Genomic DNA, 21,488 nt, shown 5'->3' on the forward strand with positions numbered 1-21,488 from the left:
GCGTCCGCGAGGCATACCCGAACGGGGACCCCAGTCCCCGCCAGGGTTGGGCGTTCCCCTTTTTCATCGAAGGAGAACGCCATGTTCGCTGCCCTTGCAGCCAGAGAGTCGCACCGCGTTCCGGTGCTGTTGGGTGGATCGGGCCTCACCCGCCCGGCCCCCTTGCCGCAGCCCAAGCTTGCGGTACTGCTGCGTCCCCTGCCCTGCCTCGGCAAGTGCGGGGGCCGCCCGTGTGCGGACTGCCGCGAGGCAGCTTGACCATGCCGGTCGATCTGTACCGCCGGCGCATCGCCGCCACCGTGGTCGAACTGGCCCGGGAGGATCCCTTCCTGGTCAAGGAGGTCATCGCCCGTCTGCGCGCAGCGGGCGAAATCGAAGCCGACGATCTGGTCTACCTGGACCGGATCGCCGACCGCTGGATCGGCATCGCCGAAGCCAACGCCCGGCAGGAAGCCTCAACGCACGCGCGTCAAGCGCGCGGGTAGCGAGGCACCCTTCGCCTGGGCCATGGCCGAGGCGATCTTGTCCAGCAGTTCCGGACGGTCCTCGGCCAGCGTGCCGGCCCATCGGGCCAGCGCCTGGTCGAGATCGTCCTGCGTTCGCGCCCCATCGACGTCGATACCGACTCTTCGGAGTTCCTCGATTTCGGTGGGCGTGAACCGGAGTGAATGGCCTGCACGAAGCATGTGTGGGCTTTCGAAAGCGGTGGAATGCCAGCTTAGCAGGCCAACACATCGCCACAACCCTGGGAGACTGACGCCTCCCACTGGGGCATGGCGCGTGCATCCCGCAAGCAAGGAGAAAAACCATGACCGTGAACACATCCCGCGCCAAGCCAAGGCGTAGTGCCATCGGCATCGAGGAAGAGCGCGCCTGGGTATCCTTCTACCGGCGTGCCGGCAAGGATCCCGCGATCGCGGCGGAAGTGCTGGCCCAGTTGGACAGCGATCCCGAGATGAAGCGCGAGCATCTGGCACTGTACCTGTGCTGCCGCGAGTCGCTGCGCCTGCGCCAGGCGCGCGAGGCGCGCAATCAGCGGTTCGGCCGGTTCGTGCGCTGGCTGCTCGGCGGCCTGTTCATCCGGTTTCCGGTAAATGTGCGGCGCGCATTGGGACGTGGAAGCGACCTCGCCGCAGCCTGCCTGCCCGAGGAGCATTCCGAGCCTGCCACGGCCCAGATCCAGCGTCTGGGGAAAAGCCCGAAGGTACGTGCCGCCCGCGCGGCATTCAAGGCACCCTCCATCAGCGAGATACCTGCCTCCCCATCGGCGGATTCGGCAATGGTGGATTCGGCGCCCCGAGCAGCTCAAGCCACTGGCTGAGCCATGCATCCCATTCCCCTGGCCGCGTGGCTGGGGGAATGCGGTGCTTCGCCCCATGGGCAGGCTAACGGCCCTACTTCTTGGGGCAGGCTCACGCCGCCAGGCAACGCGCAACCTCCCGGTCGATCATCCAATGAAGGAACTGCGTATCCTGCGAAACGCCCCAATAGTGCGCCTTGCACTTCGCCACATACGCATCCAGATCCGCACGCGTGCGGATACCGGCAGGCTCGATGTCTGTCAGCCAACGGAAATACTCGATTTCCTTCTGCGTCAAACGGATCTGGGAACCCAGGCGGATCATGGAGAAACCTCTTGATGGTCACCATGCTGACGCAAAACAACGTGCTTGAGGACAAATTAACGGGCCCTGATCAAAAAATTTCCTGAGTGGCAGCAGAGTAATTTTCGAGTGTCACGGGACTGCCATATGCCATGCCTCCGGCTTTCCAGATGTTGGCGAATGGCCACGTTTCGGCGCATTTCCCATCCGGCCCCGCGAACAAACGCCCGCCACCGCCACGATTTCCAGCCGACACAGGTTTTCCCCCTTGTGATGCGGCAAACCCAGGGGCACAGTCCCAATACCGGTCGAGGGCCTGATCAGGGCCTCCGGTCGCTTGCTCACGTCACAGCCCATCCAGCCAAGACCATCGTGCCGGCAGCCGTTGCGCACCTCCATCAAACCGCGGACGCCATCCCCTCGGCGACCGGCGCTGCCCTGCATTTCGATCCAGGAGAGCGATGTGGGAAACGCGCTCACAACCTCCTATCCGCGCATAGCACTGCTGGGTGCGCCGTGCATCTACCGCTTCATCGCCGCGAGCAACTCTCGGCGCCTCGCATGGGAATCCCGTCGGATTCTCTTGTATAGCGGCATGGTATTTGCGAAGCCCACAAGGCATCCCAGAACCCGTGTCGGCATTGCCACACAAGGAAGGAAACATGCACACCCATTGCATTGAGCAATTGCGCGGGCTCGCCGAGCCTCTGGCGGCTCTCTCGCTGACCCACCTGACACCCACCACCCGACAAAAGTTGCACGCAGACGATCTGTCCGTCAATGCCTACCCCACCGACTTTGGAGGCTTCGTATACGTAGGCTCGCCGCGCTACCGCATGCCTGCGGAGTCCGATCTTGCAAAGATCTTCGAGGCTGCAGAGCAAGCTGGCATCGTCTGGCTCAAGTTCGACAGCGAAGCGCCGACCGTCAAGGGCCTGCCGACTTTCACGCCCCAAGACACTATCCTCTGAGGCCCCGCGACGCCAGCGCACTGCGTCCGGGGCGGACACCTTGACCTCTGTCACTCCATGGGCAAGGCGTCGGCATCTGCCCGCAAAGCCTCCAGATCGATCACCGCATCGGCCATGCCGGCCAACTCGGGCGTCTGAGAGACGAAGAACTCCCGGTGATAGCCGCCCAGTCGCAGCACCTCGCGCTTCATCGCCCCGAACATGCGCTTTCGGTCCGGGTCGAGGGCCCCGTCTGCTTCATCCGAGAACAGGGTCTCGTAGCGCCGTTCGCCAGCCTGCGCCAAATACAGTGCCACCGCCCGCACCAGGCATTCGTTGATCCAGACCCGCTCCCCTCCACTCATCAGCCGCACACTCTTGCTCTCCCCTGAATCGGCGTCATGCACCAGGATGTCGAAGTCCTCCCGTTTCTCGCCCTTGGCCGTCTCCCCCTGCGTGAGGATGGAGACCGTGAAGCGCGGGCCGTAGCACGCCAGCAGCAAGTCGTTCGCCAGTCCCGACAAGGCCGGCCCCGCATCGTCGATCGCCAGCGCAATCAAACCATCATTGCTCATGCACCGCGCCAGCAGGGCCCAGTCGCCCATCGCGCTCTCGATCCGCAGGGCACGCCGATGCGCCGCAGCCCGACGTTGTGCCAGGGCATCCAGCTGCTGACGCAGCGCCGCCAGGCTCTCCAACTCCTTCAAAGCGTCTACGTGCGAGCCCTGTGCATTGCCATGCGCGGCGATGGCGCGATCGCGTGCCGACTCGGCAATGACCAGCTGCTGGGGATCAAAGGGTTCCGGCAAAGTGCGCAGGACGGCATCCAGCCGGGCCAGCGCCTGCTTCAGCAGGTCGGACTGCTGCGTCCGCCGCGCGTCGATGGCCTGCATGGCGGCGGTAATGGCATCCCGCTCCTCCCGCTCGGCAACCGCTTCGGCCGAGGAATCGTCCCTCTCGGGATCTCCAAGGCCGTCCAGTTCGGCCTGAACCTCGGTCAAGCGCTGGCGCGCGACCTGAATCTCTTCCGCCTTCGCCGCCAGCAGGGCAAGTCGCGATGCGCGGCTGCGAGCGCGCTCCTGGCGATGCTCGGCGGCTTCCAATTGGCCGCTCGCGGCTGACAGCGACTGGACACGCGCCTTGACGGCCCGGCCCTCCCGCTCGACCTCCGCCTTCTCGTCGCCCAAACGCCGCAGCACCGCATCGGCGCTGGGAATCAGCGCCTGCGCCTCCCGTGCATCGGCCAGCAGTTGGCAAGCTCCCTGCAGCGGCATCCCGGCGCACGGCACCTCGGCGGTCAGGCCCAAACGGCGCCTGAGTGCCTGCGCCTGCAAGACAGCCTGCCCTGCCTCTCGTTCGATACCCTGAACCCGCTGCACAAGGATGCGCAACTGGCCCTTGGCCTGCTCCCACTCCGCCACCTGGTCTCGGCGATGACGCGCACGCTCGGTGCGCAGTTCCAGCAACTGCTCTGCCAGCGGCAAACGCCGCAATGCGTTGTGCACCAGGTGCTCCCGCTCCAGCAAGGCATGGCACCGGCTCCGTACGTTCTCCAGCCGTTCTCGGCGCTGCAGGGCCTGCGCCCCCCGCTGCGCAACACGGCGCATGAGCCGGTCCAGCCGCTGGCGCGCATCCTGTTCGCGCCCCGCCAGGTCCTGCAGAACCACTCGGCCCGCTCCCTGCGCAGCTTCCCGCTCCTGCAACAACTGGCCCCGCCGCGCGTCGGCCTCGCGCGCCTGCTCGCGCTGTGCCGCGGCCCGGGCGTGGGCCTGGCGCGCCTCCTCCAGCGCCGACGCCGCCGCTGCCACCGCCGCCTGCGTCCGGGCGGCACGCGCCGGCGCATCGGCGGCATCGGCCCGCGCGCGGGCGAGCCGTTCTCCCTCGGCGTCCAAGGCAGAGGCCTCCTGGCGCAGCGCTACCAGCCCTGCCTTCAACAGCTTGGCGGTCTCACCGGCCTTGCGCCCCAGCTCGCGGATATGCTCCTGCCCCAGCAGGTCGGCCAGCAGCGTTTTGATCTCCGCGTTGCGGTAGTCGCTGAGCTGACGCTTGCACTGGGCTCCGAAGACCGACGTGAAGAAGGTATCGGCGCTGCCGCACAGGTGCTCCACGCAACGCGTATAGGTGTCCACCTTGCCGTCCGACACCGTGCCATCCTCCAGTGTGACGGGGCGCCATGCGCCCGCATCGGAGAGTGCGAACAGGAAGGCCTCCGTCCGGCGCCGACCGTTGGGACGGATCACGATCTGGGAGCGATAGCTTTGGCCTTCGAGCGCCCAAACCAGCTCCTTCTCGTTCTCCGGAAGGTAGACATGGTCGTAGTAGCTGAAGCCGCCCGCGCCCGCTGCGGACGCACGCGAGGGCATCGTGAGGTACGGGTGCATGTTGTCGAGCACCGTGGTCTTGCCGCGCCCGTTGGCACCCGCGATGGCGACCAGCTCGGCCCCATCGCACAGTGCCTCGAAGTCCAGCGTCAAGGCATCCAGGCCCAGGCCATCCCGGATCCCGCGAAAGCCCTTGAGGGTCAGGGAAAGTAGTTGCATGGCGAAGTTCTCCATGGGTTTGACGCACCCAGTTTCCCGTGAAAGCCCGGGGAAGCAAGGGCTTGAGCGCCGTGGCCGCCCCTCTCCGGCACTCTGGCAAGAGGATGATCGAGTCATGCTGCAAAATTCCTTTTTCGTTCAATGGCTTATCGAAATCGACAAGAGAGGTAAAATCGTCCGTCAAGGATCCTCCCTCCCACCGCCATGAACACGCTCAATCGCATCAAACGCTCCGTCGCCAACCGCAGCGACGATGTGCTGCTGCGCAGCGAGTTCGACCAGTTCGGCAGTGCCGCGCAGGTCGGCCGCGCACTGCGCGAACTGGTGCTGGACGGCACGCTGGTGCGCCTGGGCCTGGGCGTCTATGCCAAGGCCAAGCCAAGCGTGCTGACGGGCAAGCCGATTCCGGTGCGGCCGCTGGAGGTCCTGGCCCCCGAGGCGCTGAACAAGCTGGGTGTGACCGTCATGGCCAGCCGCTTGACCGAGGCGTACAACGCCGGACACAGCACCCAGGTGCCTGCGGGCATCGTCTTCAACGTCGGCCGACGCCGCATCGCCCGCAAGCTGGGCTTCAACGGCAAGGCGATCCAGTACGAACACGCATGAGGGTGCTGGCACCGCAGCGGCGGGAACTGATCGAGGCGCTCATCGCGGAAGCCACTTCCGGCGGAATCACTGCGGGCCTGCTGGAAAAGGACGAGCACCTGACCGATGCGTTGCGGGCCCTGTTCGCCTTGAGGCTTGAGGGTATGCAACTGGTGTTCTGTGGTGGCACCAGCCTGTCCAAGGCCTACGGGCTAATCGAACGCATGTCCGAGGACGCGGATCTGAAGGTGGTGCTGCCGGATGCGGGCCAAGTCCCCCGCGCCGAGGTCCGCCGCCGCCTTTCCGCGCTGAAGGCCCAGGTGGCCGAAACGCTGGCCGGGATCGGCCTGGTCGAGGACAAGGGCAAAGAACTGGCCTTCAACGAGAACCGGTACTTCTGCAGTGAGTGGAGCTATGCGCGGCACTATGCATCCGCCGCGGGGCTGCGCCCTCACCTGCAGATCGAATTGACGGCACGCACTCCGGTTTTGCCTCCACAGGTGCGCCGTATCACCACGCTGGCCGACCAACTCGCCGGCCGCTCCGATCAAGCCTTCGAGGTCCCGGTGGTCGCCGTAGCCGAAACGGTCGCGGAGAAAGTCCTGTCATTCCTGCGCCGCTACGCACAGCATCGCGCCGGGCTCATGCGCCAGGCCTGGGACACGGCCCTGGTCCGGCATCTCTACGACGTGCATTGCATCCGCCAACGCCAGCCTGAGATGCTGAGCGCAGCGCAGCGGGCCTTTCCTGCGCTGGTCGCAGGTGACCAAAAGGAGTTCGGCACCCAGTTCCCGGACTTTGCCACGGCCCCTCGTCAGGTGCTGAGCGGCGCGCTGCGGCAGGCCCGTGCGGACGCGAAGATCCAGGCGGAGTTCACCGGCAACCTGCTGCCGCTGGTCTATGGGGGCGGCACACCGGCATTCGCGCAGGCTTTCGGCGACTTCGACGCGGTCGCCGAAGCGCTGCTGGAAGTGCTGCCGTAGCCCTGCCCACCGGACGCGTCAGGCCGCCAGCCGCATGGGTTCCAAGGGCTGGTCTTCGGCATCCCGCTCGCGCAATAGATCCGCTGCAATGTCCTCGGGTGTCGCTTCCTCCAGCGCGGCAAGGCATCTCAGCAGCGGTTCGGGGTTGACCTCGGACACCTGGGCCCAGGCGCGCAGCTTGTCCTCCATCCTCGCCATGCGCGAGATGCCGGCCATGCGCGTGCGCACCACGGGCACGATGCGGCCCTCGAGCTTGGTCTCCGCGGCGTCGGCAAGGATCCGTTGGATGGCCCCGCGATCCACGGATCCCCGATCCTCCTCTGCCACGGTCCAGCGCACGCGCACGCTGGCACCGGCGATGTCCTGCCGTGCAACCGCTTCGCGCAAGGCCTCGAGATCCGGGCGGCCCTCGAACACGATATCCATGGTCCGGCGCGCCGGAGTGGGCTCCAGGGTGCAGCAGGCCGAATCCGCGCCCACTTCCCACAGCAGAAATCCCTTCTCCCCCTCTTCTCCATAGTGAAAGCGGCCGATGGAACCCGCATAGGCGATCAATTGCGCACCCGCAAGCCCCTGCTGCGCCCAGGTCTGGTGCCGATGGATATGGCCGAGCATGAAAGCCTGGGCCTCGGCGGCAAACAACGCCCCGGTCGTGAACTCATGATCGAAACCAGCCATTGGCACGCCGTGCTCGCTCACGCAACCGAACACCGTGCCGTGGGACACGCCGATGGTGGGCAGTCCTCGGCTGCGCGCGATCCGGTGTGACGGCGCAAAGCCGCAGAGCAGCCGGGCGAGTTGCTCTCCCACAGCCTGCGCCGCGTGCGTCGCCCCGGCGGTAGCCGCCACGGTCGCCTTGTTGACAGTGGGTAGACAGGAGAACAGCGCTACCGCGCGATCCGGTAAAGCGCCGAAATGCCATTGCGGGGAAGCGATCCAGTCGCCCTCACGGGTCAGGGCCACCTGCTGGATCCGGTCGGCCACGTGAATCGGGTGGCGCCCACCGACCGAGCGGAAGATGTCCAAGGTACCCGGGGGCTCGTGCGAGTAGGTACCCTGCAACAGCAGCACCGGGCAATGATCGGCCAAGCGCCGCACCCGCTCCACCAGCCGCGCTGCGGCGGGCGAATGCAGGTCCAGCGCGTGATCGGTCGCGTCCCCGGACATCACGGCGGCCTGCGCCCCCTGCGCCACGGCCCGCTCGATGGCAGCGCCGAAGCAGCGCTCGGCCTCGGCGAGTGTCCTTGTTCCATAGTGCAGGTCGGAAAAGTGTGCGATGCGCATGGTCTTCTCCTTCAGGCACCCAGGCCCAGTTCGGCGTCGATCTTGTCGAGGTAGCCTTCCGGGTCTTGGGCGTACCTGTCGAGCTCGTCCCACGCACGACCGCGGCCGTGGGGGTTGATCCGCCAGCCATGGCCCCAGCGCAAGGCCGCGTATGCGGAGTAGCGCTCCGTATCACCGCCCATGGCCCGGACGCGCGCCAGCAGTTGCGCGAGCGTAGGTCGCGCCTGCTCCAGACGCGGATGGCCGGCACCGGCGGGCGCATCGGCAGTTTCGCCTCCCCCGGCCTCCTCGCCCGTTCCTGCGTCCTGATGCGCCTCGGGCTGCCCTTCGAGCACCTGGGTTGCAAGATGGGCCTGCTGGATCGCCGTCTCTTCATCCTCGTGCTCGCGCAACAGGGCCGTCACGTCCACGGGGGCCTCCAGTTCGATGATCCACTGGGGCACGCGCACCGCCCGCCCCTGTTCGTCGATGTGCGGCACATCCCTGAGCACCTTCGTGAGGAAGAACGTCGCGCGATCACGTCCCAGGAAGCCGGAGATGCGTCCGCCGCGCATCATGGCCATGGCCTGGAAGCGCTGGATGGCCGCGCTCATCGCATAGAAGCTCGTGGTGGGAAGCTCCAGCGCGCTAATGGAACGGATGCCGGGAATGAAGAACAGGAACCGGCCCGTGAGATTGCACTGGCGCGCCTGGTACTCGGGGCAGGATTCCGGATCGCAGAGGCCGCCGTTTTCTTCGCGCAGCACGGTCTTGCGCCCGCCAAAGATACGGATCGCGCGCCGCCCCGTGTCGTCCACCGGGACCGGTGCATGGCGCATGCAGTGGCGCACCAGGCCATCGGGCGAGTACTGCGACCAGAACCGCTTCTCATGGGTACCCCAGGCCGCCAGCTCGTGCGGCATCACGGTCTGCCAGTGGTCGGCGGGGAAGACGACGGGAAAGCGGTAGAGACGGTGGCCCTGGCCTCGGTCTTCGCCGTAGGCATCGAGGATCTCCCGGGCGGTCTCCGGGTTCGCGAAGTCCGACGCTCGCACCGTGAACCAGGGCACGTTGCGCGGCACCAGCGGGGATTTGAGCTGCGGTATCGCCTGCGCCAGCCGCCGTTCGATCTCCTCGAAGGACCGGCCCTCGTCCACGCCCTGCCTGTAGATGGCCTTGGCCTCTGGATGCTCGGCGGCCTTGCGGGTCAGGACCATGATGCCGGGGCGGATCTTTCCCCCGGTGGGGATGCGTGCCGGGGCCTGGCCCAGCAGGGTGTGCAAGGCGACCGGCCCGCCCTGCACCGAAACGACAGCGTTTGCCATGTGGCGCTCCTTCATGAAACGTCGGGGTTGCGACGCTTCATGCTCTCGCGTGATGCCAAGTGTTCAACCCCCGGCAGCAAGGCTTCCAGCCGACTGCCCCGTCCGGTCATGCGCTGCCGGGAGCACAAAAGGCAAGCGAACTAAGCCGCCGGTGATGGCAGCGCGGGCATGGGCTGCTCAGTCCGCCACGCCCAGCATTCACCGTTGGCGACGGCCTTCTCCTTGGCGGTACGCTCCTTGGCCCCGGCAAACGCACTCACAATGTGCAGTGGAATGGGCGTGGCACCGCCGTCCAGCAACAGCGCATTTGGAAAGACTCCACCCTGCGGCGCGTCGTAGCGCAGCGGCTTGAGAAAGCGCCTTTCCTGTCCGACAAGCGCATCGATCAAAGGGCACTCGTGGACGCCCTCCAGCGGTATCCATTGATCGCTTGCCAGCATCAGGCTGGCCGAATCGATCTCGTAGGTCAATTCACGGCGGGCGCGTATCAACGCCGCGATCATGAGCCGGATCCGACGTCCGGTGTCGGCGTCGCGCGCCTCCAGCAAGGAAGCGTGAACACGCGCCAGGCGCTCCCAACTCTTGGTGGGCATCAGCAACGGCGCATCGGGCATGTGGCGGATCCAGATCCGGCAGGCGTGATCCGCACGATCGCAGGCCTTGAACTCGCCGATCACCAACGCCAATGGCGCATGCCCATCGTGGGGCTGCAGGATGGCCAGCTTTTCCCGTCGGCGCTGGGCGGTATCAGCTTTGGTGGATTCCTGGAATGGCTCGGGGACATAGAGACGCTCGGCCAGTGGGATGCCCTTGACATCGATGTCGGCCGCCGCAGCGAGCAGGTACTTGCACAGGACACCCTGGTTGCGCTTTCCGGCCATGGCGGGCGTCCACCGGTTGAAGCCGGCACGCTCGAAAAGAAAATGCATCACGGCGCGAAGCGACATGCGCCGTCTCGGAACCGTGATCTCTGCCGGCGCCAAGGACTCGCCCCTTGGCAGGGCGTGGCCCTGGGTCCTGGTCCATGGAAAGTCCACGCGCAGTTCCACTCGACCTGGCTCAGGCTCCAGCACGGCTTCTCCCACGAGTTCGCCCAGCCCGGAAAGCGCCGCGTCGGGTTCATAGGAGGGGCAGGAGGGGTGATGGTCCTTACCGGTTTCGGGCATGCGTTTGACCACGTACTTGCGATGGCGGGCCACATACATCTCCACACCACCGGCGACACACAGGCAACGCGGCCGCTCAGCGTCGTCATGGATCGACGCAAGCGCCAACTGGAGGCCCGGATCCGTGGCTGCAAACACACGGCCGTGGATTGAGAAGTGCTGCACAGGGAACACCGGGAGGCCGCCGTCGCCACTCGTTGCCGCCGCACCTGGTTGCAAACCATTTCTTCCTGGACCATCGAAGAAAATCTGCTCCTGCATGCTGCCTCCCCCTTCTGAGGACAATGCCACGCACGCATGCTGGGCCATCGTTCCGCTACAGGCCAGCCGAATTCGTAACGGAATCAGCAGGTTTTCGGCATTGATGGCACAGAACTTTGCCATGGTGAAGGACGAACCCATCCCATCGCCTCATTGATAGGCCACCGCTCCGCCAGGCCGCGGCCAGCATGCCAACTGCACGCAGTGGACAGGCCGCACAAAGCCCGTGGTTCTCTCGCATTCAGCCGACCAACGCATCCGCGCTTTGCATCGCCTTGCCGTTCTGCAGCATCCGCCTAAGGTAGCCCACCAAGATCCGCCATTCATGGCGCGAGAAGTCTGCCAAATGAGCGTTCTGCACCGCGGCCAGAATGGCTGGCACCTCGGCAACGGTGCTCTCCCCGGCCTCCGTGAGCTGGACATGGATAACGCGCCGATCCTCGACACTTCTCACACGCTTGCAGAGGCCCTTCTTCTCGAGTCGATCAAGAGCCCGCGTCACGCCGCCCGCGTCCATTTCGAGATCTTGAGCGAGTTCCGCCACCGTTGGCCGTTGGCGCGCCTTGATCTTCACCAGCGGCCCCCATTGAGTGCTGGTCAGCCCGTGCTGATGGAGGCGTATGTCGGTGTTCCGCACTATCGACGCTGTGACGCGGCGCATCAGGTAGCCGATGGTCTCTTCCTGGTAGTAGCCAGAGGCTTCATAGAATTCAATCGGCACAAGGTTGTCTTCCATGCGAGGAAGGCCGCGGCCGAACTGATCTGCATCCACGTACAACGGACGACAAGTTTCACCATGCGGCGAAACGTTCGGTTGCACGCTCGTCTCCAGATCCGCGCCCCCAAGATCGTCGTCCGGGCCGATAGCACCGACGACTTCATCCCAGTCAGAGTCCAGCAGATACCGCCGTGCCACCAACAAGATCCGCTCCACTTCATCCTCGCCCCGCATGCCCCCGCGGACGGTGCTCGCGAGCGATTGCAGCTGTGCCAACGCCGTCTTGCCTCCGAGGGATGCCGTATCGACGATCTCCATGAGTTTCAAAGCCAGTCCACGTTCGCGGCTAAGCCGCTCTTCCAGACAGGACAGAACCTCGGCGAGTTCCGGCTTGCGCTTCCGCAGCACCCCATGCAAATACAGCTCTCCATTGACGCACAGGAGGTAGCGCGGGAATTGCTGCACGCATAACCGGATTGCCTCGAAATCAACGCTCGACCGATCGGCACCGTCGGCGTCAACCGGTGCCAGCAACCCAAGCATGCCAATGGCAAGCGCACGATGCGAGCGCAGTATGGCGGCGACGGCTCGATCCTGTGCAATGGGAGCATCACTGGATCGAACGCCCGTGAAGAGCAGCGCAGCCGACGCGTCCCGAAGAACCTGCTCCGCGCGGGACTGGAGACTCCATTCCTGGGCAACAGGGCACCGTTGCGACGCCATCACGATGACGTCGCACCCCTGGATCCTGGCGGCCGCACCAACGGCTTCCGCAAGGTGGCACGACACCAGGGCCAAAGACGCGCAGCGAATGCCACGTGCCGCCGCGCTCGATTTCGCGTTTGACAACACCACGTCGGAATCGCCGAAGGCTGCGCGATGCAACGCACAGGCCAAGGCCGTTGGGGGTACGTCGACGCCCCTCATCGCGGCCGGATCTGGAAAGGCATGAAGGAAGGTAATCTTCGCGCCCAGCCGCTCCGCCAATTCGATCGCGGCGGTCATGTTCTCATCCGATGCCGACGTTCCATCAACAGGTACCAAAAAATGCTCATACATACTGGGCATCCATCAGACGAGACTCCAGAAGGAGTAGCCTGGGCCGCGGCGCTGAATCGGCTTCATCAATCTCCCCTGCTTACACCAGATCGCGCGTCAGCTCTTCCATCGCGTGCTGTCGGCGTGGAAACTGTTCTCTCACCGCGCTACGTTCGGCGATTCCCAACAGCAGGCCCACCTGCGCCTCATCCGCACCTCTGGTGTAAAGGCGATCGGCCACCGTATGCCGCGCAGTCAGCGCTGTGACCTGCTTGAACTCAGCGTAGCGGAACAGCTTGCGATAGGTTTCCTGGATGCCGCGGCACAGAAAACGGCGCTGCCCAGCCTCGCCATACGGCGTGATTTCGAAGCCCTTGCCGCTGGCGGACAGGAACAGGCGGCTACCCGGAGCCAGGCCGCGATATTGACCTTCGACTCCGAGGCCAGCCCCGCGCCGAATCCGATCCGCGAGATAGGCGTCCAAGGCTTCGTCCAGACGTGCGCTGTGAAAATACAGGGGCCGCGCACGCGAAGTAATAGACACATCCTCACGCAGCACTGAGACCCTGCGCACGCCGCCTGCAAGATCCAAATAGTCCCGAATCTCCAGACGCGCGATTTCAAGTGGCCGGGCACCGATCGCAAACAACATGTAGTACAGCGCCAGATCCTCCAGAGGGTGCTGGCTGCGTCCCCGGATTCGCAACGCTCCTGCCGCGATCTCCATTTCACTCAGAATCGGGATGTTCCTGGCCACTGGCTCGGCAGGAGGCTCAAGGCAGTCAAGCGCCGACAGCAGAGCGGCACGATGCAGACGCAGTCTCCGAACGAACGCCGCGCCATCCTCGTTCAGCCCATCAATTCCTGCGTTGCTGGCGAGGTGGGTCGCCACAGATTTGATGCGTTTCTCAACCGCCGTGCGGGACACTTCGTGCAGCGCCGCCACGGCATCATAGGTCGCGCCATCGAGCACGGCGCGCAGCATCGCAATGGACAAGTCCCACGATGGACGCGGATGCCGGAGATCGTCGGAGAGTTCCTGCTCTTGCACGCCGCGCGCCCCTTTCAATGCGACAGTTCCATGAACGCATCCTGACGCTCCACGGCGTGCCACGCCAGCCGAAATCGCATTGGAGTCCAGGGGATTTCGACTCTAAGCACTTGAGCCCTGCTCACTCCGGTAATCCGATCAACGAATCCTGGACACCCGGAACAGAGGCCCTGCCAAAGCTTCGTCGCCGACAGACTCCGCCTGCCACTGCCAGTCTTGAACCTCTCTGAGAGGTGCTGCGAAGCGCATCGCTCAATACAGAGCCTATAAGCCGCTGCTCTGGACATGGCGGCTGAGCACTCGAAAACGGTTTACCTCAACGAACTAGCGGCACCTTGCCGACGATCGGAGGTACGTTGAGCAACTCACCATACTTCGCCAGGACTGATGCATCAACTTCATCGGTCTCGGTGAAGTGGGCAGACAATGCACTTGATACCTCTCGGTTACTGCAATTTGCTGTTCGCGCCGCAAGGGCCGCGCGAAGCTCAAACAGGCAAAGGCGAAGCAAGGCCATAGCTCTGATCGGCTCAGACAGCTGCCACTATCTCGGACATGGTCACGACCTGATCAGCGCGGTGCCATGCGAATGGCGCCATCTACCCGGATGTGGCAGCATGAGCGTGTCTCCTTGTATGTTGGCTTCCGACCCCGCACCTGGCGTTCCGCACAGCGCCACTGCCGAAGTGTTTGGGGAATGCGACAATCGTAATAATTGGCCCCTGCAAGGGCGATGACGGATTGCCTCAATCAACTGATAAATAACTTCTTTCGGCCCGTGCGACCGGCGTTGGCCCCTTCGATCACACGCCATGCTGCAACCCGTCTTCACCGCTCCCATCTTTGCCGTGCATGGCCTGCTGGACGGGGCACGCGGCAAGGGGCTGGCCACGCAAGAATGGCTGGAGGGCGTGCTGGGGCGCGCAGGCATCAGCGAATCGCTGCTGGAGCTTGAGGATTCGCGCGTCACCGTGGAGCAGTTCAACGCGCTGTTTATCGCCGTCAAGGACAGCCTGAACGACGAGTGCCTGGGCTACCTGCATGGGCGGCCCATGCTCCCGGGCAGCTTCGCGCTCATGGTGCGCAGCGCGTTCACTGCCCATTCGTTGTCATACGCCCTGCGTCGCCTGAGCGAATCCTTCGCCCTGCTGCAGGACGACGTGGCGCTGGTGCCGGTGACCGAGGGCACGCTGGGGGGCATCGCGCTGGAAATGCGCGGCGGCCAGGGGGCGCATGCCGACTTCCTGCACGCACATCTGCTGCGCGTGTTCTGGCGCCTCCTGGTGTGGCTGCACGGCGGCCGACTGGTGCCGCAGCGATTCGACTTCAATTTTGCGCCGCCGCTCCATGCGATGAGCTACGGGCGCATCTTTTCCGGCACGCTGTGCTTTGGACAGCCGCGCACCGCCGCCTGGTTCGACGCCGACGCCTTCACACAGCCGGTGCGGCGCGATAGGGACGCGCTGCAGTCCTTCCTGCGCGCTACGCCCGGCAACGTGGTGGGGCCGTACCTGAACGAGCGCAGCGCCAGCGCGCGGGTTCGCATGGTGCTGCAGCGGGCCAGCCCCGAATGGCCCGACCTGGCCGTCACCGCGCAGCGCCTTCACATGTCGGTGAGCGCGCTGCAGCGGCACCTGGCCTCCGAGGGCACTTCCTTCCAGGCGCTCAAGGATCAGTTGCGGCGCGACATGGCGATCGAGCGCCTGACCAGCAGCGAAACCTCGCTCGTCGCCATCGCAGCCGACCTGGGCTTCACCGACAGCACCGCCTTCCAGCGCGCATTCAAGGTCTGGACCGGCAGCGCGCCGGGAGCTTACCGTGCCCGCTCGCGCAGCGGACAGCGCCCTGCATAAAGGTATCTGACCAATTCCGGCACGGCCACGGAACCGTGCAAGTCGCAACTACTCACCCGTAAGCGACGCGGCACTCCGTTGCTGGCCAAAAAACCTCCGTCAATAACCCCATGAAAGGACCTTGCTGCAAGGTCTGGCAGATGCGGCAGGCTCCATGCACTACCTGCCCTCTATCGTCAAGCGAACGCCCTCGTTGAGTTCATCTCGAAGTTGTTGGGTGGTGATGTCCCCGGTACGCCAGCTCGACAGGTTCCATGCAGTCACTGCGGTCAGGATGGAGATGATGCCCTCTGCATCCCGTTCCGGGACACCATGCAAAGCGCCTATGAAAAGTTGCCGAAGACGTTGCTCAAAATCAAGCCGCATGGTGAGGATTGCGGGTTGCTTCAATGCGCGCGTGACCAGATAGGCGTCCCACATATGCGGTGCCTGTTCAAACACGTCACAGAAGACGCCCATACCCGCCCTCATCCTGGCGCTATTGGTACGAGCCCTCTTCATGCTTGCCTCGAGCGCTGCGATATAGCCGGAATGCCAATGCAGATATGCGGCGGAGAAGAGCACTTCTTTAGAGCCGAAATAGCGATAAATAGTGGCCAACGAGACATCGGCTGCGTCCACCACATCCCTGACTTCCACTGCACCAGCGTTCTTCAACAGAAGGTCTAGCGTTACATCGACAATCCTCTGGCGTCGCTCTTGTTGATAGGAGGGAAGACTTTCAACGTCCGGTACCGTGCGCTCACTCTGATTCATTCAATCCCCATCCTGTTCACTGTTGACACCTTGAAAGGCACGCTGAGCATTGTGCCGCGCATTGAGTTTAGATGTCAGGACTTACGCAGCCGTCATTCCCGCGAAGGCGGGAATCCAGCGGCAGCACTGAAGCGGAGAACTGGATTCCCGCCTTCGCGGGAATGACGAGGTGCTTATTGCGTAAGTCCTGGAGGTATTCGATTTCATTGGCCTCTTGCCCGCCAGATTGAGCACGTCCAACCGCAGCAGCGCATGGAAGCCGTCACGAGCCGCCCGTCGCTGCTGATGGAGGTGAGCCAGGCGGCCACGGTGGCTCATGTTCATGTACATGACCGTTCATTCGCTGGAACGCGCGAGCAGCCCGCCGTTCGCACGAGTGAAGAGATGAAAACGGGGCGAGGGGTTCTGGGGGCTACCCGAAACCCTCGCCCCGTTCTGTGGCGGCAGCGCCTGGCGTCAACCGCGATTGAGCTGCAGCAGGACGTAGCCCAACGTGCCATTCTCAACCAGCGTCTGCGCCTCGACGACCTTATCGAGCGGGAAGGTCGTACCGATCCGCGGGCGCAGCTTGCCCTTGGCCATGAGGTCGAGAACGGCCTCGGAATGGGCCTTCATCTCGTCTGGAACCTCGCCGAGACCGATCGCGCCGAAGTAGCGCACGGCAGGCCACCGCTTCGAGTACACGACGGGCTGCAGCAGATCGACGCCGGCGTCACCCTTCTCCAGGTTCAGCACCAGGATCGTCCCGAAAGGCGCGAGAGTCTCGAAATACTTGCCGAATTCGTCGCCCCCGATGTGATCGACGATCATGTCGACACCTCGGCCGTTGGTCAGCTCCAGCACCCGGGCATGCACGTCCTCAGTGCGGTAGTTGATGGTGTGGTCCGCACCCGAAGCCCGTGCAAACTCCGCCTTCTCATCGCCGCTGACGGTACCGATGACGGTGATGCCGAGCGCTTTGGCGACCTGGACGAAGCCGGTGCCAAAGGCGCCGGCCGCGCCAATCTGAAGGAGCGTTCCGGGCAACGCACCGGGGTGCTTCTGGTCAGCGCGCGGCTTGCCGCCATAGCCCTCGCGGAGCGCGCACCAAGCCATCGCGTAGTAACCAGCCGTCGCGGCATCGTCGAGATCGACGCCTTCCGGAACCACGACGAGCTTATGGGCGGGAACGACGAGCTTCTCGCGACCGAACCCGCGGCCCTCGTCACCAGGGCTGGTCAGCATCGTCACCAAGTACACCGGCTGGCCGACCGACACATTCGTGACGCCCTCGCCCAGCTTCTCCACGACGCCAGAGCCTTCCCAGCCAGGAACGGCGGGCAGGAACTGCGGCCAGGGGTAGAAGCCACGGCGGTAGTTGACGTCGGCTCTGCCGATGTCCACCGCATGGGTGCGGACGAGCACCTCACCCGGACCGGGTACCGGATCGGGCACTTCGTGGATCTTGATGACGTCGGGTGTCCCGAGCTCTTTGAAATATGCTTCTTTCATAGCGATAGTCCTCTTTTGGTGTTCAAGGTTCGCGGTAGATCGCCGCGCAGCCAGTGCTCATCAGTATGGTTTTCCGACTGGGAAGGTGCTTGTGCCTGAAATCCCAGGACTTCTTACTTGAAGAAACCGATGAAATCGTCAAGAAAGTCATTGATAGAACGCGGCGGGTGACCGGTCATCTTTTCGACGCCATCGCCGGTGTCGTTCATATCGCCCCGCTCGTACATCTGGTAGAGGCCGCGCAGCGCCTTCGCGCCGTAAGCGTTCAGTCCAACGTCGCGCAGATCCTGTTCCGCTTCTTCGAAGGTGTTCTTGACGTACGTGATCGGTCGACCGAGTCGCTGCGAGAGCAGCTCAGCGAACTGTCCGTACGAGATCGGTGCCGGGCCCGTGATGAAAACGATCTCGTTCTTGTGCTGGTTTTTGATCAGCACCGCTGCCGCCGTGTCGATCACATCACGCCCGTCAACGTACGCGATGGTGTTCGTCGCGGTCACCGGGGCCACGATCTTCGAATCCTTCTTGACCATCTCGCCGAACTTCAGGATCAGCGTCTGCATGAAGGTGCATGGGTAGAGGAGTGTGTAGGGCACGCCGACCTTCGCGAGGTACCGATCGGTAGCACCGTGATCCTGAGACAGCAAGCTGATCTCATCGATGTGGTCGGCCGTGTAGCCCGAGAGCTTGGTGATGCCGCGAATCCCGGTCTCTTTGGCCACATCGATGATCTGCTTCTGCAACTCAACCATCTCGGCCACCACCGGAGTCACGATGAACAGTTGATCGCAGCCGGTCATGACTCGGCGAAGATCCTCGCGGTTGGTCATGTCGCCAACGACGATTTCCACTCCGGGAACTTCACGCCGCAGGATCTCAGCGCTTTTTTCGGTGTGTGCGAGGCAGCGGACGGATTGTCCGGCAGCCACGAGTTGCTTGGTCATGGGGAGGCCAAGCTGGCCAGTTGAACCCAGAACACAGATCATTGCTTGCTCCTTTTAGAACTTTACGTGAACGGTCGCCGCCGGATGCGGCAATCAGAGGCTATGCACTTCTAGGTAGTGCATTTTTCAAATAATACAGAATCAGATTCTTGTTATGATCTGGTAGAAACCCTTGCTGACTTCATGTCAGCAGCAACGATGCACCGACGCTGCCTCCTGTATTCACGGTCAACATAGAGAAGGTGGCGTGCGCCAACTTCGGTACCATTTGTCGCTACTTCGGGACACTGCGATGCTGCCGCTCAGATTCATCGAGCACTGGTTTCGCAGCTTGCACTGGCATGTCATCGATCCGCTGACGGACGAGAATCCGAGCCGTTCGCGAACGCCTTGCACGCTTCGATGACGCGAGGTTTCCCGTTCTGTGGGAAGCGTCGAATGTTGTGAGGATCGTCTAGTTCAGCGAGCTACTCGACCGATGGAGCGCGCCCCAACCTTTCATCGGTGAGAACGCAAGAAAGCGCTACTGTGCGGCTTCAGCAGTGGGCAAGAACGCGGCGAGCTCCGTACGGACATTCCAAGCGTTGAACTCCCCGGGTTTACTGCCGCTGCGACAAGTAAGTCTTGCATCTTGGTTTGCACCAAGAAAAGGTCGAGGAGATGCGGCCGAGGACGGCGATTCACGCGACCTTGCGCTCGCTCCCCGCCCAGAATGGCTCGCGCAGCGCCGTCTTGAGGATCTTCCCAGCGCCCGACAAAGGCAGCGCATCACGGAACTCGACACTGCGCGGGCACTTGTAAGGGGCAATCAACTGTTTGCAGTGCGCAATCAGTTCTTCGGCCTCGATGGATTGCCCCGGCTTGTTGACCACCACGGCATGAACGGACTCTCCCCATGCATCACTGGGTATGCCGATGACGGCACAACTGGCAACGCAGGGATGCTGGGCCAATGCGTTTTCAACCTCAGCGGAGAAAATGTTCTCACCGCCACTGATGATCATATCTTTGAGCCTGTCGGCAATGAAGATGAACCCGTCGTCGTCCATCCAGGCGCCATCGCCGGTATGCATCCATCCGTCGCGCAAGGCTTGCGCAGTGGCTTCGGGCTTGTTCCAGTATCCCTGCATCACGTTCGGCCCGCGCGCGATCACCTCCCCCACCGTGCCACGAGGCACCTCAGTCCCTGCGGCATCCACAATGCGTAATTCGACACAAAATCCTGCGCGCCCTGCCGCGCGCAGTTTGCCCAGATTGCGCCCCTCAGCGCTGTGGTAGTAAGCCGGATTGATAGTGGCCAAGGGAGAGAGTTCTGTCATACCGTAGGCCTGCGAGAAACCCACGCCGGGCAACGCCTCCATGGCACGATCCAAAACGGCCTCCGAAATCGGCGATGCCCCGTATGTGACCGACTTCAAGGAGCTCAGATCACGCATCTTCTTCATGGTCGGATGATCGACCATCATCTGGATCATGGTGGGCACCAACACCGCATGCGTGACGCGACAGCGCTCGATGGTGTCCAGCACAAGCTCCGGACTGAAAGCGGGCACGATCACATGAGTGTTTCCCTCCAGCCAATGCGCCATGGCCAGCCCCATGTCCGCCAAGTGGAACATGGGGGCTGCATGCAGATAGACGCTTCCTGGGTCGGCCATGCCTGCGGCCCGCACGGCCAAGCCCGAACTGCACATGTTCGTATGACTCAGCATCACCCCTTTGGGAAATCCGGTCGTGCCCCCCGTGTAGAAAATTCCGGCCAAGTCCTCTCCGCGACGCACGGCGTCGGGCACGGGCATGGATTGGGCCAGCAACTGCTCATAGCCCATCATTCCATCAGGCACCGATCCTTCGCCGCAGTAGATTACGTCACGCACTACCAGCGCCTCTGCCCTAAGCTGCTTGACCATGGGCACGAACATGTCGTCGACCAGCAAAATGGTAGACCCGGAGTCATTGAGCGAATAGGCGATCTCGGCGGCAGACCAGCGTATGTTGCAAGGATTGAGCGCGCCGCCCCCCCCAGGGCACCGCCATCTGGTATTCGAGGTAGCGATCGGAATTGAGTGCCAACATGGCCACCCGATCGCCCGTTTGCATGCCCATCTGCTGCAACGCTCCCGCCAGCCGTGCGACGCGACGGATGAATTCACGGAACGTATGTTGCCGCTCGCCGAATTGAACGGCGATTCGGTTGGGATGCAGCTGCGCTGCACGGTGTAGGGCTTGCGTCAAGTACATAGATCTGTCTCCTGGTGGCCAGCATGGTTCATGCCTTTTCTTGTCGAGAGAAGCCTAGTAGTTACCGCCAATCGAAGCGATTGCAAAACACGGCTATCGGCTGACAGTTCACATCAACTTGCAGCACCCGCCTCCCCCATGAATGCCTTGCCATTCATGATTTCCATCATCCTTGTGGACAACAAGTTGTAAGGCGCGCGAACGAGAAGATTGAAGGTCGATGCGTTCTTGGACGATGCCGGGATCGCGCCAGAAAGTGGCGCGCGGCGATCAGTTCGGTTCGTTGCTGCGCTTCACCGACCCCACGGCACAATGGCCCTACTTTCTGACAGAGCTGTTGTTGCGCATCCCCTGGAGGCTGGTGGTCGACTGGCCGACGAAAAGTTGCCTGTCGAGCGACTCGACTTTGCCAACGGCCAGACATGTCCACGACGGCTGCCGCGATGCATAGCCTCAGATGCGACCGGCGGCCGAAGGAGCATCATCCCAAGCACTGCAGGAATCTTTGCGTCGCGACGTGAGCGTCATGCGGCTCAATCCACTGCCGACTCGCTGGCTCAACTGGTTCTACTAGATGAGCCCGTGCCGCGCTCCTTTGCTTCCGCCTGATGCGAGAGTGCAGCCAACGCAGCTACAGCCCGACGCGCCAGCCGTGTCAGGCAATGGAGCTCAGCTGCCGACATGAAGTGAAGTGTCTACACAATGGCTGGACTACCAGTCAA

General features: G+C 63.4%; 20 protein-coding genes and 1 pseudogene. 8 read left to right on the top strand and 13 right to left on the bottom strand.

Annotated elements, in window-relative coordinates; genetic code table 11:
* The first annotated feature begins 81 nt into the window (after window positions 1-81).
* Together GWK50_RS19655 and GWK50_RS13380 are read left to right on the top strand one after the other, a co-directional pair.
* Window positions 82-258, top strand: a complete 177-nt coding sequence (locus GWK50_RS19655; protein WP_197905015.1) for a hypothetical protein — start codon at window positions 82-84, stop codon at window positions 256-258.
* A gap of 2 nt (window positions 259-260) precedes the next feature.
* Complete coding sequence (locus GWK50_RS13380) at window positions 261-485, top strand: hypothetical protein (protein WP_063460634.1); 225 nt, start codon at window positions 261-263, stop codon at window positions 483-485.
* On the opposite strand, the gene GWK50_RS13385 is transcribed toward GWK50_RS13380, so the two are convergent.
* A complete protein-coding gene (locus GWK50_RS13385) occupies window positions 456-686 on the bottom strand; it encodes a hypothetical protein (protein WP_060984120.1) in 231 nt (76 codons plus the stop codon). The genes GWK50_RS13380 and GWK50_RS13385 overlap by 30 nt on opposite strands.
* Window positions 687-808: 122 nt before the next feature.
* Here GWK50_RS13385 and GWK50_RS13390 point away from each other — a divergent pair, with 122 nt between their 5' ends.
* Window positions 809-1,321, top strand: coding sequence for a hypothetical protein (locus tag GWK50_RS13390; RefSeq protein ID WP_108498253.1), 513 nt, complete (start codon window positions 809-811; stop codon window positions 1,319-1,321).
* Window positions 1,322-1,412: 91 nt separating this feature from the next.
* Here the strand turns inward: GWK50_RS13390 and GWK50_RS13395 are convergent, their stop codons facing one another.
* Window positions 1,413-1,625 (bottom strand): hypothetical protein, encoded by a 213-nt coding sequence (locus GWK50_RS13395; RefSeq protein ID WP_060984118.1) that lies wholly within the window; start codon window positions 1,623-1,625, stop codon window positions 1,413-1,415.
* Between the two features lie 641 nt (window positions 1,626-2,266).
* On the opposite strand from GWK50_RS13395, the gene GWK50_RS13400 reads away from it, so the two are divergent.
* Window positions 2,267-2,575, top strand: a complete 309-nt coding sequence (locus tag GWK50_RS13400; protein ID WP_108497751.1) for a hypothetical protein — start codon at window positions 2,267-2,269, stop codon at window positions 2,573-2,575.
* A 50-nt stretch (window positions 2,576-2,625) separates the two neighbouring features.
* Here the strand turns inward: GWK50_RS13400 and GWK50_RS13405 are convergent, their stop codons facing one another.
* Window positions 2,626-5,094 (bottom strand): DNA repair protein, encoded by a 2,469-nt coding sequence (locus GWK50_RS13405; protein ID WP_108497750.1) that lies wholly within the window; start codon window positions 5,092-5,094, stop codon window positions 2,626-2,628.
* Window positions 5,095-5,298: 204 nt separating this feature from the next.
* Between GWK50_RS13405 and GWK50_RS13410 the strand changes: the two genes are divergently transcribed.
* Window positions 5,299-5,700: a DUF6088 family protein gene (locus tag GWK50_RS13410; protein ID WP_108497749.1), complete on the top strand. Its 402-nt coding sequence runs from the start codon at window positions 5,299-5,301 to the stop codon at window positions 5,698-5,700.
* Window positions 5,697-6,662, top strand: coding sequence for a nucleotidyl transferase AbiEii/AbiGii toxin family protein (locus GWK50_RS13415; RefSeq protein ID WP_108497748.1), 966 nt, complete (start codon window positions 5,697-5,699; stop codon window positions 6,660-6,662). Before GWK50_RS13410 ends, GWK50_RS13415 begins: the two co-directional genes overlap by 4 nt.
* An 18-nt stretch (window positions 6,663-6,680) precedes the next feature.
* Here GWK50_RS13415 and GWK50_RS13420 read toward each other — a convergent pair whose 3' ends face one another.
* The 6 genes from GWK50_RS13420 to GWK50_RS13445 form a co-directional block, all read right to left on the bottom strand.
* Entirely contained in the window at window positions 6,681-7,946 is a 1,266-nt protein-coding gene (locus tag GWK50_RS13420) for a metallophosphoesterase family protein (protein WP_108497747.1), read from the bottom strand.
* Between the two features lie 11 nt (window positions 7,947-7,957).
* Window positions 7,958-9,250, bottom strand: a complete 1,293-nt coding sequence (locus GWK50_RS13425; protein ID WP_162016924.1) for a hypothetical protein — start codon at window positions 9,248-9,250, stop codon at window positions 7,958-7,960.
* A gap of 140 nt (window positions 9,251-9,390) precedes the next feature.
* The gene (locus tag GWK50_RS13430) at window positions 9,391-10,818 is read right to left on the bottom strand and encodes a DUF1173 domain-containing protein (protein WP_233250267.1); all 1,428 of its coding nucleotides are present in this window, start codon (window positions 10,816-10,818) and stop codon (window positions 9,391-9,393) included.
* 100 nt (window positions 10,819-10,918) lie between these two features.
* On the bottom strand, window positions 10,919-12,463 hold the full coding sequence (locus GWK50_RS13435; RefSeq protein WP_347339525.1) for a MarR family transcriptional regulator: 1,545 nt from the start codon (window positions 12,461-12,463) through the stop codon (window positions 10,919-10,921).
* Window positions 12,464-12,533: 70 nt separating this feature from the next.
* Entirely contained in the window at window positions 12,534-13,484 is a 951-nt protein-coding gene (locus tag GWK50_RS13440; RefSeq protein ID WP_158276409.1) for a site-specific integrase, read from the bottom strand.
* A 316-nt stretch (window positions 13,485-13,800) separates the two neighbouring features.
* Window positions 13,801-14,001 (bottom strand): hypothetical protein, encoded by a 201-nt coding sequence (locus tag GWK50_RS13445; RefSeq protein ID WP_162016926.1) that lies wholly within the window; start codon window positions 13,999-14,001, stop codon window positions 13,801-13,803.
* A 295-nt stretch (window positions 14,002-14,296) separates the two neighbouring features.
* Here GWK50_RS13445 and GWK50_RS13450 point away from each other — a divergent pair, with 295 nt between their 5' ends.
* A complete protein-coding gene (locus tag GWK50_RS13450) occupies window positions 14,297-15,337 on the top strand; it encodes an AraC family transcriptional regulator (RefSeq protein ID WP_162016927.1) in 1,041 nt (346 codons plus the stop codon).
* Window positions 15,338-15,496: 159 nt separating this feature from the next.
* On the opposite strand, the gene GWK50_RS13455 is transcribed toward GWK50_RS13450, so the two are convergent.
* The 4 genes and pseudogenes from GWK50_RS13455 to GWK50_RS13470 all read right to left on the bottom strand — a co-directional run bounded on the left by GWK50_RS13455 (window position 15,497) and on the right by GWK50_RS13470 (window position 20,766).
* Window positions 15,497-16,093 carry a TetR/AcrR family transcriptional regulator gene (locus GWK50_RS13455; protein ID WP_108497103.1) on the bottom strand — a complete coding sequence of 199 codons (597 nt, stop codon included), beginning with the start codon at window positions 16,091-16,093 and terminating at the stop codon, window positions 15,497-15,499.
* Between the two features lie 456 nt (window positions 16,094-16,549).
* Complete coding sequence (locus GWK50_RS13460) at window positions 16,550-17,584, bottom strand: zinc-binding dehydrogenase (RefSeq protein ID WP_108497102.1); 1,035 nt, start codon at window positions 17,582-17,584, stop codon at window positions 16,550-16,552.
* 113 nt (window positions 17,585-17,697) lie between these two features.
* Complete coding sequence (locus GWK50_RS13465; RefSeq protein WP_108497101.1) at window positions 17,698-18,567, bottom strand: NmrA family NAD(P)-binding protein; 870 nt, start codon at window positions 18,565-18,567, stop codon at window positions 17,698-17,700.
* A gap of 638 nt (window positions 18,568-19,205) precedes the next feature.
* A pseudogene (locus GWK50_RS13470) lies at window positions 19,206-20,766 on the bottom strand (long-chain-fatty-acid--CoA ligase).
* Between the two features lie 220 nt (window positions 20,767-20,986).
* On the opposite strand from GWK50_RS13470, the gene GWK50_RS13475 reads away from it, so the two are divergent.
* Complete coding sequence (locus GWK50_RS13475; protein ID WP_162016928.1) at window positions 20,987-21,217, top strand: hypothetical protein; 231 nt, start codon at window positions 20,987-20,989, stop codon at window positions 21,215-21,217.
* Window positions 21,218-21,488: the final 271 nt, after the last annotated feature.

This window comes from Acidovorax sp. 210-6, from assembly GCF_010020825.1.
Taxonomy (GTDB): Bacteria; Pseudomonadota; Gammaproteobacteria; order Burkholderiales; family Burkholderiaceae_C; genus Simplicispira; species Simplicispira sedimenti.

Excerpts from the sequence above, each read along its gene's own strand:
- GWK50_RS13465 (WP_108497101.1), bottom strand. The coding sequence starts at position 18,567 with ATGATCTGTGTTCTGGGTTCAACTGGCCAGCTTGGCCTCCCCATGACC.
- GWK50_RS13390 (WP_108498253.1), top strand. The coding sequence starts at position 809 with ATGACCGTGAACACATCCCGCGCCAAGCCAAGGCGTAGTGCCATCGGC.
- GWK50_RS13445 (WP_162016926.1), bottom strand. The coding sequence starts at position 14,001 with ATGGCCTTGCTTCGCCTTTGCCTGTTTGAGCTTCGCGCGGCCCTTGCG.
- GWK50_RS13395 (WP_060984118.1), bottom strand. The coding sequence starts at position 1,625 with ATGATCCGCCTGGGTTCCCAGATCCGTTTGACGCAGAAGGAAATCGAG.
- GWK50_RS13385 (WP_060984120.1), bottom strand. The coding sequence starts at position 686 with ATGCTTCGTGCAGGCCATTCACTCCGGTTCACGCCCACCGAAATCGAG.
- GWK50_RS13430 (WP_233250267.1), bottom strand. The coding sequence starts at position 10,818 with ATGGGTTCGTCCTTCACCATGGCAAAGTTCTGTGCCATCAATGCCGAA.
- GWK50_RS13405 (WP_108497750.1), bottom strand. The coding sequence starts at position 5,094 with ATGCAACTACTTTCCCTGACCCTCAAGGGCTTTCGCGGGATCCGGGAT.
- GWK50_RS13420 (WP_108497747.1), bottom strand. The coding sequence starts at position 7,946 with ATGCGCATCGCACACTTTTCCGACCTGCACTATGGAACAAGGACACTC.
- GWK50_RS13435 (WP_347339525.1), bottom strand. The coding sequence starts at position 12,463 with ATGCCCAGTATGTATGAGCATTTTTTGGTACCTGTTGATGGAACGTCG.
- GWK50_RS13410 (WP_108497749.1), top strand. The coding sequence starts at position 5,299 with ATGAACACGCTCAATCGCATCAAACGCTCCGTCGCCAACCGCAGCGAC.
- GWK50_RS13455 (WP_108497103.1), bottom strand. The coding sequence starts at position 16,093 with ATGAATCAGAGTGAGCGCACGGTACCGGACGTTGAAAGTCTTCCCTCC.
- GWK50_RS19655 (WP_197905015.1), top strand. The coding sequence starts at position 82 with ATGTTCGCTGCCCTTGCAGCCAGAGAGTCGCACCGCGTTCCGGTGCTG.
- GWK50_RS13450 (WP_162016927.1), top strand. The coding sequence starts at position 14,297 with ATGCTGCAACCCGTCTTCACCGCTCCCATCTTTGCCGTGCATGGCCTG.
- GWK50_RS13460 (WP_108497102.1), bottom strand. The coding sequence starts at position 17,584 with ATGAAAGAAGCATATTTCAAAGAGCTCGGGACACCCGACGTCATCAAG.
- GWK50_RS13380 (WP_063460634.1), top strand. The coding sequence starts at position 261 with ATGCCGGTCGATCTGTACCGCCGGCGCATCGCCGCCACCGTGGTCGAA.
- GWK50_RS13475 (WP_162016928.1), top strand. The coding sequence starts at position 20,987 with ATGCGTTCTTGGACGATGCCGGGATCGCGCCAGAAAGTGGCGCGCGGC.
- GWK50_RS13415 (WP_108497748.1), top strand. The coding sequence starts at position 5,697 with ATGAGGGTGCTGGCACCGCAGCGGCGGGAACTGATCGAGGCGCTCATC.
- GWK50_RS13400 (WP_108497751.1), top strand. The coding sequence starts at position 2,267 with ATGCACACCCATTGCATTGAGCAATTGCGCGGGCTCGCCGAGCCTCTG.
- GWK50_RS13425 (WP_162016924.1), bottom strand. The coding sequence starts at position 9,250 with ATGGCAAACGCTGTCGTTTCGGTGCAGGGCGGGCCGGTCGCCTTGCAC.